The 12,650-nt window shown below is 42.4% G+C and carries 14 protein-coding genes; 10 read left to right on the top strand and 4 right to left on the bottom strand.

Features of this window, described 5'->3' with window-relative positions; genetic code table 11:
• Nucleotides 1–69: 69 nt before the first annotated feature.
• Nucleotides 70–333 (bottom strand): hypothetical protein, encoded by a 264-nt coding sequence (locus CTT30_RS19765; RefSeq protein ID WP_252036748.1) that lies wholly within the window; start codon nt 331–333, stop codon nt 70–72.
• Between the two features lie 358 nt (nt 334–691).
• Nucleotides 692–2,461, bottom strand: coding sequence for a choice-of-anchor I family protein (locus CTT30_RS19760; RefSeq protein ID WP_370689719.1), 1,770 nt, complete (start codon nt 2,459–2,461; stop codon nt 692–694).
• A gap of 254 nt (nt 2,462–2,715) precedes the next feature.
• On the opposite strand from CTT30_RS19760, the gene CTT30_RS19755 reads away from it, so the two are divergent.
• From CTT30_RS19755 to CTT30_RS19720, 8 genes are all read left to right on the top strand, one after another.
• Entirely contained in the window at nt 2,716–3,030 is a 315-nt protein-coding gene (locus tag CTT30_RS19755) for an ArsR/SmtB family transcription factor (protein WP_252037607.1), read from the top strand.
• A complete protein-coding gene (locus tag CTT30_RS19750; protein ID WP_239875106.1) occupies nt 3,030–3,437 on the top strand; it encodes a YeeE/YedE family protein in 408 nt (135 codons plus the stop codon). The genes CTT30_RS19755 and CTT30_RS19750 overlap by 1 nt, the downstream gene beginning before the upstream one ends.
• Before the next feature lie 11 nt (nt 3,438–3,448).
• Nucleotides 3,449–3,925: a YeeE/YedE family protein gene (locus CTT30_RS19745; protein WP_252036747.1), complete on the top strand. Its 477-nt coding sequence runs from the start codon at nt 3,449–3,451 to the stop codon at nt 3,923–3,925.
• A 486-nt stretch (nt 3,926–4,411) separates the two neighbouring features.
• Nucleotides 4,412–6,532 (top strand): anaerobic ribonucleoside-triphosphate reductase, encoded by a 2,121-nt coding sequence (nrdD, locus tag CTT30_RS19740; protein ID WP_252036746.1) that lies wholly within the window; start codon nt 4,412–4,414, stop codon nt 6,530–6,532.
• Between the two features lie 81 nt (nt 6,533–6,613).
• Entirely contained in the window at nt 6,614–7,081 is a 468-nt protein-coding gene (nrdG, locus tag CTT30_RS19735; protein ID WP_239874574.1) for an anaerobic ribonucleoside-triphosphate reductase-activating protein, read from the top strand.
• Nucleotides 7,082–7,250: 169 nt separating this feature from the next.
• Nucleotides 7,251–8,432 carry an amino acid aminotransferase gene (locus CTT30_RS19730; protein WP_252036745.1) on the top strand — a complete coding sequence of 394 codons (1,182 nt, stop codon included), beginning with the start codon at nt 7,251–7,253 and terminating at the stop codon, nt 8,430–8,432.
• A gap of 72 nt (nt 8,433–8,504) precedes the next feature.
• Nucleotides 8,505–9,128 carry an ATP-dependent zinc protease family protein gene (locus CTT30_RS19725; RefSeq protein WP_252036744.1) on the top strand — a complete coding sequence of 208 codons (624 nt, stop codon included), beginning with the start codon at nt 8,505–8,507 and terminating at the stop codon, nt 9,126–9,128.
• A 216-nt stretch (nt 9,129–9,344) separates the two neighbouring features.
• Nucleotides 9,345–9,755, top strand: coding sequence for an NUDIX hydrolase (locus CTT30_RS19720; protein ID WP_252036743.1), 411 nt, complete (start codon nt 9,345–9,347; stop codon nt 9,753–9,755).
• A gap of 35 nt (nt 9,756–9,790) precedes the next feature.
• Here CTT30_RS19720 and CTT30_RS19715 read toward each other — a convergent pair whose 3' ends face one another.
• Nucleotides 9,791–10,264 carry an FKBP-type peptidyl-prolyl cis-trans isomerase gene (locus CTT30_RS19715; protein WP_239863969.1) on the bottom strand — a complete coding sequence of 158 codons (474 nt, stop codon included), beginning with the start codon at nt 10,262–10,264 and terminating at the stop codon, nt 9,791–9,793.
• A 19-nt stretch (nt 10,265–10,283) separates the two neighbouring features.
• Nucleotides 10,284–10,904, bottom strand: a complete 621-nt coding sequence (locus CTT30_RS19710) for a thiol:disulfide interchange protein DsbA/DsbL (protein ID WP_252036742.1) — start codon at nt 10,902–10,904, stop codon at nt 10,284–10,286.
• Nucleotides 10,905–11,140: 236 nt separating this feature from the next.
• Between CTT30_RS19710 and CTT30_RS19705 the strand changes: the two genes are divergently transcribed.
• Nucleotides 11,141–11,758, top strand: a complete 618-nt coding sequence (locus CTT30_RS19705; protein WP_239863971.1) for an OmpA family protein — start codon at nt 11,141–11,143, stop codon at nt 11,756–11,758.
• Nucleotides 11,759–11,861: 103 nt separating this feature from the next.
• On the top strand, nt 11,862–12,647 hold the full coding sequence (locus CTT30_RS19700; RefSeq protein WP_252036741.1) for a substrate-binding periplasmic protein: 786 nt from the start codon (nt 11,862–11,864) through the stop codon (nt 12,645–12,647).
• Nucleotides 12,648–12,650 lie beyond the last annotated feature (3 nt).

Here is a 12,650-nt window from a genome sequence, read left to right as displayed (position 1 = left end):
TATAACGTTGCGTGAACAACAAAATCCCAATCAATGGGAAGATTCCTTTTAAGTGACTTTCAGCCTGAGCTATTTCTTAATTGCTGAAATACACTTTTGTTCAGTCGGGTTGTTTTTTATATTGGTGTTATTATCTTTCTTATCGTTTTTGTTTTTTTTGTCGAATCTATTAGCAAGATAAATCTGGAGAGATTCTTGTTTTTCTTCATAGGTTTGATTATCGCAAATAACACCGCGTTCAATTAAAGAAGCAATGAGTTTCTCATCATCAGGTTGTGGATTTGCTATAACGGCAGAAGAAAGAAGTGTTAACAGACAACTGACAAATTTCATTTTAATTTATAAAATATTAATCTTTCGAAACAAAATATAACTAAGCGTTATTAAATGCAACGGCTATTTTTTGTCCATCAAGATCTTGATTCATGTATCAACAAAATAAGTAAACACATATGCTCGTCCTTAATTTACTCTTTTGTTATCTAATTATTTAACATTATAGAATAAATAACTTTATAAATTTGTTATTAGTGGCTTGGGGGTATTGAAAATAGAAAGGTGTGGAAAAAGAGGGTAAATATTTATTTTATCGTACGCTAACTTCAACAAAAAAGCGCCATAAGGCGCTTTTTACAATATAGAGAATGATCATTACAGAGGGAAACTGAGCCCAGCAATGTGATCTAGGCAGTTAAAGTTCTATGCGGTAAATCGATGTAGTTCCGCTGACTTCGTTACCCACTGCGAGGAGGTGCTGACCATGTCGAGCAAAATAACGAATCGATTCGGGACCTAAATCACCTGCTTCTGGGTTATATGTATCATTACTACACTCGCCATCCGAAACTTGAGTACAAACTGGCTCGGAGAAGTCGCGATTGTTTATGTAGTTGATGAACATCGGTGAAGTTGGTGTGCTCACATCGTAAACCATAATGCCACCTTGTCTTTCCAACCCGATAAACGCATACTGCCGACCATTAATTGATGCAACTTCAATGGCCTCTGGCTCAACTCCTTTATCATCACTGCGGTCATCAGCTGTTTCATTGCTGTCGTTGCTGCTGTTCAGGTGTTGTGGATCAAGTGTATTGACGATATCAGCAAACTCATCGCCACTGTCAAATACGAGTTCACCGTTTGCATTCCACAGTGAAAAAGAGCGGCTACCAAAACTATAAACCACATCATCTTGTGCTAAATCGCCATTCGGCTTTACAACTTTCAGACGGGCAAGTTGGTTTTTGTCACTGAGTTGGCTTTTTAGTGGATGTGATGCGTTGACGTTAAGGTCTTTACCACGCAGCTCATCGCTGTATACGATACAGAAGCCTTTTTCAGTTCTGTATTGGCTCGAGTCCGTGAAGTCATCTTCGTCCCATTCAAAACCTTTGCTATCGCAGACCGCTTGAGTGGTTTTAAAACCATACTCTCGACCATCACCTTCGTTGGCTGTTGCGATGTAGGTTTCTCCCTCTACTTGAAAACTAGCGATAGAATCTGGCATGTAAAGCCCTTCAAGTTGAGGGTAAGAGTTAAAGTTGCCCAGCTTTTTATCTTTGTTAGAAGCATCTAGAGCTTTTGTTTCCCAGCTTTTCCCACCTAAGCCGTAGATAGAGTCAACGGAAGCCTTGTGAATATCAATTTTAGCCAGCGCATTGTTTTCCTGAAGCGCAACGTACAAATAGCCGTCATCTGCGAAAGTCAGGTATTCTGGCTCTAAATCTTGTGCAACGGTCGCCCCTGGAGCTGATATTCTGATGGTTTCCATTAGCTCATCATGTCGTGATTCGCCTTGGTTGAACGCTTTGAATGAGATCTGTTTGACTTCGGCTTGCTCAATACCTGATGCGAGGTCGACTAATGTGATACTGCCTTCAGGGTCGATGCTGTAGTCAGAATTTGGCTCGCCTTCGTTAGCTGTTGCTATGTAACGACCATCTTTAGAAAAAGACACCATATCTGGCAGTGCACCGGTTTGATAGGTCTTAATCAGTTCTAATGTGTCTGCATGGTACAACGCAATCAAGCCATTTTCTTGCTTCACTTGGTTTTCAATGGCGACTGCGACTAAGCCATTGTGAACAGAAACACTATTGGCGGCGCCAATCTTGATGTTGGCCATTTCACCCGCGGTGGATAAGTCAATATGCGCAGCTTTAGTAGGACGATTTTGTGCATCTAAAGTCATGACATCGACTCGCTTGGCTTGGGCATTCACCACAAACAATTGATCGCTACATTCGTCATAAGCAACGATTTCTGCTGCCGAAGTGTCAAACTCACTATCGGCGACATAGGTCCCGAGTAATGTTAACCCGGTGATAGAAGACTCTGAGCTCTCAGGCTTGGCGGTAACTTGGCACTCTGCGGTCAATTTAGTTGTTTCTAGAGAAGTGCAACCCGCTAGAGCAATAGCAGTACAAGCAGCCAAAGTAGTCAATTTATGAACAGTAAACAAAATGGTTCCTCCATGATTTAACGCGCTGATACTACGGAGGAATTGTGAAAGAAATATTTAAGTTCTATAACAGTTGATTGAATTGTTGATAGTGTAATGTAGCACTGGTGGGCTTTTTGTCTTACGGACTAACGTGATGGCCTAAATTGTTAGGCAAAGTGGTTGGTGTAACAATGATATCTAAATTAGTATTGACTAATATTTGTGGGTGAGTGATAATTTTCATTAATTTAGTAAATACTAATTTATCAGTTATGGGTTCAAACACGATTGATATTCCAGAAATGAGGGAAAGGGCGACTGAGGCTTCAGATATGCTGAAGGTTATGGCTCACCCTGTTCGTTTGATGATTTTGTGCCAACTGACGCAGGGCGAAATGGGGGCAGGAGAGCTACAGAAGAACGCTTTACTTAGCCAATCTGCGTTTTCTCAGCATCTTACGATATTGCGTAATCACAAGATGATTCAGGCCCGCAAAGTCTCGCAGCAAGTTTTTTATTCTTTAGCGGACCCTAGAATTGAAACGTTAATTGAATCTTTTCACGATGTGTTTTGTAGGAGGTCATGATGAGTGGAACCTTTCCATGGCATTCTTTAATAGGTGGTACTCTTCTTGGCCTGTCAGCTGCTATTTTATTGTTATTTAACGCTAAGACCGCAGGAATAAGTGGGATTGTAAATGGCGTTTTTACGCCTAATCGGCATGACTTTTTGTGGCGTATCTTGTTTTTGTCAGGAATGGTAAGTGGAGGTGCACTCAGTGTGAGTTTTTCAGAGATACAAGTACCTAGCCCCGACTCTATATCAACGCCTCATTTGGTCGTAGCAGGTTTGCTTGTTGGCTTAGGTACGCGTATTGGTAATGGATGTACCAGTGGTCATGGTATCTGTGGTATCGGCCGATTTTCTCTACGCTCCGTTGTGGCCACGCTGATCTTTATGTTCACTGCGGCTGTGACGGTTTATGTTCGCTAAAGTGGGATAACATGTCACAGCTTAAGTTTCAAATGCCAGCACAAATATCAGAACAATTCGTTGCACTCGCCAGTGGGATAATGTTTGGTATTGGCATGGCGTTGTCTGGGATGACTAATCCAGAAAGTGTTATTGGTTTTTTAAATGTCATGGGGGATTGGGATCCCAGCTTAGCGTTTGTAATGGGAGGTGCGCTAGTCGTATTTACCCCTATTTACCATTTTATAATCAAGCCTCGGAGACATGCGTTGCTGGGGGAGCCGTTCTGTTTAGTAAGGAGCCAGAAGGTTGATAGAAGATTAGTCTCGGGCTCAATACTATTTGGTACCGGCTGGGGACTCGCAGGCATCTGCCCTGGACCTGCTATCACAAGCCTATCATTTGGTAACCTCGATATGTTCATCTTCATTATCGCAATGATGACGGGTTCACTGATGGCAAAACACATCCGAGTACCTATTAATAACATGGCCATTCAACGCGAATGAAGTCGAAAAGGGCTATGCAAGTACCGTAAAATCTTCACTGGTTGGTAGTGGCGGAATAAATTGATTTGAAGATTGAATGATCAGCCATTCCAGATTCTATGCAGTGATAGAAAGATAAGTTTCTGCAAAAGACGATGTTGAAACAGTTATCAACAGAAGCGCCAGAATCGATATAAGTTTAGTGTTTGTCATACTCTATATAATTTGTGTTTATTGACAGCCTTTATTCTATAAGCACTCAAGAAAAAGCAAGTGAAAATCGAGTGAAAATCACTTTTTTCATACATTTCTTTCAAGCTGAGATCACTGCCACTAAGATCGATTTGATCTTAATCTAGGGCCCAATTTTATTGATCGAAATCAATACATACCATGAGCTCATCTCGTTAAATACACCACAATATATTGTGTTGGTAGAGTAAAAATTAACCCTATATAGTGTATTTGTGGATAACTCTGTGAGTATTTAAAGGGTAAGGAGAGAAGGTGAAACCAATCGTAATCAAACGTGACGGCTCTAGAGCTCCGTTTAGCAGGGATCGCATTCAAGCTGCTGTTGAAGCAGCGGCAGAGCATGTCGATAAAGAGATCGCTATTTACGCGTTAAATGTCGCGTTAGCGGTGGAGCTGAAGCTAAGAGATCACGATGAAGTTCATATTACTGAGATTCAAACCTTAGTAGAAAACGAGTTGATGCAAGGTCCTTACAAATCACTGGCGCGGTCATATATTGAATATCGACATGACCGTGACATAGCGCGAGAAAAGCAGAGTACATTAACACGGGAAATTGAAGGCCTTATTGAGGAAAGTAATGTCGATCTTATTAACGAGAACGCAAATAAAGATGGCAAGGTAATTCCAACTCAACGTGATTTATTAGCGGGTATTGTTGCTAAGCATTATGCTAAAACTCACATTCTGCCTCGCGATATTGTTCAAGCCCATGAACAAGGCGATATTCACTACCATGATTTAGATTACGCACCGTTCTTCCCTATGTTTAACTGTATGTTGATCGACCTAAAAGGCATGTTGACACATGGTTTTAAAATGGGGAATGCCGAAATAGATACGCCAAAATCTATTTCGACAGCGACCGCAGTCACCGCACAAATCATTGCTCAAGTGGCCAGCCATATCTATGGCGGAACGACAATCAATCGGATTGACGAAGTCTTAGAACCTTACGTGATGGCAAGTTACGCTAAACACCTTGAGATAGCTAAAGATTGGGACATTCACGAACCGGAGGCATTTGCACGTGCTCGAACGGAAAAAGAGTGTTATGACGCTTTTCAGTCTTTAGAATATGAAGTCAACACGCTTCACACCGCAAATGGGCAAACTCCCTTTGTCACTTTCGGCTTTGGGCTTGGCACTAGTTGGGCTTCACGCTTAATTCAGCAGTCTATCTTGAAAAATCGTATTGCTGGTTTAGGTAAAAACCGGAAAACTGCGGTGTTCCCTAAACTGGTTTTTGGCATCAAAGACGGACTTAACCACAAAGAGGCTGATCCTAACTACGATATTAAGAAACTCGCACTAGAATGTGCTTCAAAGCGCATGTATCCAGATATTCTTAATTACGAAAAAGTGGTAGAAGTCACGGGTTCATTTAAGACGCCAATGGGTTGTCGTAGCTTTTTGGGTACCTACCGAGAAGAGGGAGAACTCATCCATGAAGGGCGCAATAATTTAGGTGTGGTTAGCTTGAACTTACCGCGAATTGCCATTCAATCTGAAGGCTGCGAAGCGAAGTTCTATGAGATCTTGAATGAAAAACTGGTGCTGTCACGTCGAGCGCTTGAGACTCGTATCTCAAGACTCGAAAATGTCAAAGCGCGTGTGGCGCCTATTCTATACATGGAAGGAGCATGCGGAGTTCGACTTAAAGCTGATGAACCTATCGCCAACATTTTTAAGCATGGTCGAGCATCTATTTCTCTTGGTTATATTGGTATCCATGAAACCATCAACGCACTCTATGGCAATAATGAACACGTGTACGATAGCTCAGAGCTACGTGAAAAAGCACTGAATATTATTAAGCACCTAAAAACAACAGTGAATCAGTGGGCTGAAGAGTCGGGTTATGGCTATAGCTTATACGGCACGCCAAGTGAGAATCTGTGCAGCCGATTCTGCCGTATCGATACCAAGGAATTTGGTGTGCTTGAGGGAGTCACTGAAAAAGGGTACTACACCAACAGCTTCCATTTAGATGTTGAGAAAAAGGTTAACCCATATGACAAGATCGACTTTGAAATGCCTTACCCTGAGATCTCAAGCGGTGGATTCATTTGCTACGGTGAGTTTCCGAACATGCAGCGCAATATCGAAGCGTTAGAAAATGTGTGGGACTATAGCTATAGCCGCGTTCCTTACTATGGAACCAATACGCCCATCGATGAATGTTATGAATGTGGTTATAACGGAGAATTCGACTGCACCAGTAAGGGCTTTACTTGCCCAAGCTGCGGGAATCATGACTCGACTAAAGTTTCGGTAACCCGACGTGTTTGCGGATATTTGGGAAGCCCCGATGCAAGGCCGTTTAATTTCGGTAAACAAGAAGAAGTCAAACGCCGGGTGAAACATCTGTAACATTTTTGGTTAGTGAATAGGGCGAAACCTTCGTCCTTTTCTCAATGCCAGTACTGAGATTGTATGGAGTCGAATGGCATCATGAATTATCACCAATATTATCCAGTTGATGTTGTGAACGGACCTGGTACTCGCTGTACTCTGTTTGTCTCGGGGTGTGTGCATCAATGCCGTGGCTGTTACAATCAATCCACGCAGCGACTTGATTCTGGCGCGTTGTTTACCCAAGCAGCAGAAGACCAGATCCTTCTGGATTTAAAAGATACCCGTATAAAACGACGTGGTTTGTCTTTGTCTGGCGGAGATCCACTTCATCCTGCAAACGTGGCGGATGTCCTCAAGCTAGTAAAGCGTGTGCGTAAAGAGTGCCCTGATAAAGACATCTGGATGTGGACCGGCTACACACTGGCAGAATTGACGTCAGAACAAAGCGAGGTGGTTGAATTACTCGATGTACTTATTGACGGAAAATTTGAGCAAGAGAAAAAAGATCTCAAGCTGGAGTGGAGGGGGAGTTCCAATCAAATCATACACAGATTCAAAATCTAACCTTAGCGATAGCGTTTTATTCTGAACTACTACTTTGTGTTGCAATTATGTTAACTGGTGCAGGTTTTTATCCTGTTTTGCTCTTAGCCGCTAAAATTTTATTTCTGAATTAAAGGATTCAATGATAAGTTGAACACCGTTACTTGAATTTCAAAGGGTTATGACTTTCATGTTCTCTAATTTACCAACACCTACATTGGATCCTATCCTTTCTTTATCCGTTGCATACCGAAACGATCCCCGTCCTGACAAAGTGGACTTGGGTATTGGCGTCTATAAAAATAGCGCCGGTGAAACCCCGGTCATGAAAGCTATTTTGCAAGCGCAAGATATTGTTGTTGAAACACAAAAGACGAAATCTTATGTCGGGTTAGCTGGCTGTGAAGAGTTCAACCAGAGCATGGTTGATTTACTACTATCGGGCACCTCTGCAATGGACCGTGTTGCAGCGATCCAGACGCCGGGGGCAAGTGGCGCTTTGCGTATGTTGGGTGACTTAATGAAAGTTGCTCAGCCAGAAACTACGGTTTGGATTTCGAACCCAAGCTATGTTAACCATCGACCAGTCATGGAAGCTGCAGGGTTAAAAGTTAAACACTACTCTTATTTCAGCCCAGAGACTAAGCAAGTCGACACAGGTCGCATGTTGGAAGAGTTATCGCAGGCAGGGCCGAAAGATGTGGTACTTCTTCACGGGTGTTGCCATAACCCAACGGGCGCCGATATTGATTTCTCAGCATGGCAAGCCATTACGGAACTTTCTCAGAAGAATGGTTTTATTCCGTTTGTGGATATCGCGTACCAAGGGTTTGGCGATGGTTTAGAAGAAGATGCCAAAGGCTTACGCTTTATGGCTGATAACGTTGAAGAGATGCTGATAACGACGTCGTGTTCAAAAAACTTTGGCCTATATCGCGAACGCACAGGTGCGGCCATTGTCGTTGGTAAGTCTGTACAAGATGTCAATAACGCAAAAGGTAAGTTACTGACGTTGGCTCGTGCGACTTACACTATGCCACCAGATCACGGTGCTGCGTTGGTTAAGACTATTCTTCAAAATGAAAACTTAACACATGCTTGGAAGCAAGAATTGAGTGAAATGCAGCAGCGCTTGCTCAACCTCCGTCAAACTTTGTGTAACGAACTGAGAAATACCCATAACACTTCACAGTTCGATTTTATTGAAAGCCACAAAGGCATGTTTACTGTGCTAGGATTTACTCAAGACCAAATGACGCAACTCCGTGAAGAGTATGGTATTTATGGTGTCGGTGATGGTCGAATTAACATCGCAGGACTAACAGAAAAAGATATTCCTTACGTAGCCGATGCGATAGTTAAAGTGTCTTAAATTTTGCTTTAAGGCTCACATCATGTGGGCCTTTTAAAAGCAGTCGTGTCTTGTTATTAGTTAGGTGATCGAATGAACAAACCGTGGAAAGCTTTAATTCCGATTATGCTTAGTGGTGGTTTGATGGCATGTTCTACAACAGGTCAACAGCCGGTAGAGTCAGAGCAAAAACCACAAGTTGAAGAGCCTAAAGTAGAGCCAGAAAAAGAAACAAAACCGGAAACAAAGCCGGAAGAGAAACCTAAGCCAAAACCACAGGCAAGAAAGACGGCTGATGGGAAGCTGATACTGGGTGAACAAGAATGGGTGTATGTTCCGGGGCTAGAAGAAAGTTTTAAAGCACGAATCGACACAGGTGCAACCACCTCCTCGATCAGTGCTACGGATGTCGTTGAATTTGAACGTGATGGAAAAGATTGGGTTAAGTTCAAGATTGAGCATGATGGTATCAAGAGTAAAGAGATTGCTTTGCCTGTCCAACGCTGGGTAAAAATTCGCCAGTCGAGTGCAGAAGAGTCTGAACGTCGCGCTGTCGTTGAATCTTGGATTCAAATCGGAGATCTAAAGGAGAAAACCGAGTTCACACTTGCTGATAGAACGCACCTCAAGTTTCCATTGTTGCTTGGACGTAGCTTTTTTAAAGATGTCGCAGTGGTCGATGTCAGCAAAAAGTTTGTGCAGAAAAAGCATAAGTAAAGAAGTAGCAAAGCAAGAACGGCACCATTTAAGGTGCCGTTTTTTATTGTTTTACATTGAGATTTTTGAACACAGTGAGAGAACTTAATTGCATATTCAGTTACTCTGCGCGGGTTCTTAACATTCCGTATCGGTGGCAGGCATTTCTAATTTAAAAAACACAATACGCCTGGGTTGGAAGTACCGATACAGTCAGCTTAATCCAAGGAGTCCCAAATGAAGCATTTAGCGATGGCCGTTGTTATCAGAAACGGCAAAGTTCTGATTCAAGAACGTTACCGTGCAGAGCAAGGTATGGTGATGGAATTTCCGGGAGGTGAAGCCAATGAAAACGAACCAGGAACAGATGCCGCTATCCGAGAGCTCTATGAAGAAACTCACCTAAGTGGCCTCTCACATTTAGCGACTTATAGCGATATTAATGAATATGGTGGGAGAATTTACTACGTCGTGTTGCATGCTGATGAGGCAGCAGTACCAGTCGCACACGACAAAGGCAGACAGCAAACGTTTTACTGGATGTTGATTGAAGATATTCCAATCCATGATTTTTATAAAGCAGACGTTAACTTTATTCAGCGTCATCTAAAGAAACATTTGCGCCGAGAGTCAAAGGAACTTGTATAAAAGAAAGGCCAATCATTGAATGATTGGCCTTGCTGTTATTGGATTTCTAAAAGTTCCACATCAAAGATTAAAGTTGATGCTGGTGGAATAGGACCGGTACCGTTCTTGCCATACGCTAAGGGACTTGGAATAAACAAGCGGAACTTGTCGCCTTCGACCATATGAGTCAGGCCTTCTTGCCAGCCTTTAATCACTTGTTTCAAAGCGAATGAAATCGGCTCACCACGCTCAACTGAGCTATCAAAAACAGTACCGTCAATCAATGTGCCGTGATAATGCACCTTAACTTTACTCTTAGTGGTTGGATGGACAGTGCCTGTCCCTTTATTGAGCACCAAGTACTGCAACCCGCTCTCAGTAGTGACTACGCCTTCTTTCTTGGCGTTTTCTAGAAGAAAGGCTTGCCCGGCTGCGAAGTTTTCTTCACCTGCTTTACTTGTTACTAAAGTGCGGTAAATCATAAAGCCTGCTAGAACCAGAACGACAATGGGAATAATAATTTTAGACATGAGTCTTTTCCGTATTTACTTAAGGTTGTTGAGTAAGATAATTGATGGTGTTGGCGATGTCTTGAACATCTTTATGGCCTGATGTCTGAACCATGTATTTACCATTGATAATAAAGGTCGGTACGGAGTTTATCTGACCTTTTTCTGTGAGGTTTTCAGCAAGCTGCATTGCTTTAAATAATTGGTTTTGATTCTCTTCTTTTAGCTCATATGGGCTTACCAAGCCTCGTGAGTGAAACGCTTGAATAATCGCTTGTTTTTTCTCTGCCATTGTTGCGTTGTTACCCATTTGTGCGGCTTGAAATAGCTCGTTCATCATGGAGTGATCAGGCTTTTGCCCAAGTTGCATCTCAGCAGTGTAATAAATCATGGCACTGATTTTAGCACTGTCATTAAAAGTAACGTGAACCTTGCCAATGTTTTGTTGAGTCAGTTCTTCAAGCTGAGGAAGGACTGACTCCATTTTTTTACAGTGGCCGCAGTTTAATGAGAAAACTTCGGTCACCTGAGGTAAACGATAAGTGGACAAGTCCGTAGGGAGTGTTTGGAATTGTTTACCTTCCTGAGGCACATCTCGGTCGCTACAGCCTGCCAACAAAGTGACAAACACGATGGCAAATAAGGTCATCATTTTTTTCATAATAATACTCTTTGTGGACACTGGCCATTTTGATGCTCAGCGAGGTTGTAATAGCTGGATTTTACTCTTTCACAGGCCTTAACTAAACAGTTCTGGCAGTGAAATGCTTATTAAATCATTTCAGAACGTTAAGTGGTCAGAAGGCGAACAGTAAAGGGTTAAATTATCATTAAAGTATTCCCAAATTTGCCGATATAAATGATGTATCGAAACGGAAACGAACGAATGGTGGATCGATGAAATATCTTGCCTTGCCTCTGATCTTGCTTCTGACAGGTTGTGGAAATCTGTCAAAGGAAATGCGTTACCTAACGGAAGACATGCTCGAAACCGCACCAAAGACAGATTTTGAGGTTCGATACCCTAATTGGGGGGATGCCCCTCAACTGGCTTCGTCAGGCGTTAAAGGCCCAATGGGGCAAATGCGCACGACCAGCTACAGTGATCTGCAGAACTTCTTGCTGAAGAATGGTGTTGACTACGAAGTACTACCGGGCAATCACGTCATGGTTAAGCTAACCGACACCATCAAGTTCAACACTGGGTCTTCGATGGTTAAGCCCGATTCAATGTACTGGCTGGATATGATGGGGCGCTATCTTGCAACACAACCTGGCATCGACATCGTCATTGATGGTCATGCTGACAGTACTGGTGCACCAACATTTAATGATTCACTTTCTATGAAGCGTGCCAAAGCCGTGAAGCAACAGCTGGTCAGCCATAATGTGGCGATGAACTCTATCTACACAAGAGGCTATGGGGAATATGTTCCAGCTTGCTCAAACAAAACCAATGCTGGAAAAGCGTGTAATAGACGGGTAGAAGTCCTATTTATCGTTTCGAATAACTGAGAAAAGTTCGCGCAACTCAAAAGCCAAAGCTAGACTTTTTAAATACAACTCGATGACGCTTCATTGGGATTGTATTGATTAGCTTAGCGTTAGCGGAGAGTCTATGCTCCATAAACTTCAGCCTTTATCTAAGGGCTTGGGTATATTGTTTACCTATTTCTGCCTTGTTTTTATTCCTCTGTCCGCTTCTTCGCAAACAGTCACCATTGCTGTTGGGGGGGAATATCCGCCCTATCACTCTAAACAGCTGCCTGGTGATGGCATCAATGCTCAAATTGTAACAGCTGCATTTAGAACTCAAAATGTTGCAGTAAAGTATGTGTACTTACCAACGTGGAAAGATGCCTTTGATTTCGCGGCGCAAGGGAAGGCTGATGCCACGGCGTTATGGGAGTTAAATAAACAGTATCACGAACTTTTCTTGGTCAGTGATGTTGTCTATAAGATAAACGCACACTTCTTTTACAAAGAAGAGCTAGAATTCGACTGGAATCGTATAGAAGACCTTAAAGGCTTAAAAGTGAGTGCTTTGGTCGGTGGCTATTATGGTGAACCATTTGAAAGTGCCGAGCAAAGTGGAAAAATTTCCGTCGAGCGAGTTGATGATGAAGCTAAAAATATCAAGAAATTAATCGCGGGTACTATTGATGTTTCACCGCTTTATATCGCATACGTTAACTACGTTCTTAAGAAAGAAGGACTAGAGTCAGAAAGGAAACGTTTGGCTTACCATCCTACACCTTTGTTTATCAATACTCTGCATCTATTGCTACCTAAGCGAAGTTCCGAAAGTAGGCAGAGATTGATGACTTTCAATAAAGGCCTGAAAGTCATCAAAAAAAATGGCAAGTTACAAGCTATTCTGAACGCACATCTTCATTATCGATGACCT

The sequence above is a fragment of the Vibrio coralliilyticus genome, assembly GCF_024449095.1.
GTDB classification, from domain to species: Bacteria; Pseudomonadota; Gammaproteobacteria; order Enterobacterales; family Vibrionaceae; genus Vibrio; species Vibrio coralliilyticus_A.
The sequence above is the reverse complement of the archived record's forward strand: the minus strand, read 5'-3'. Positions and strand labels throughout refer to the sequence as shown.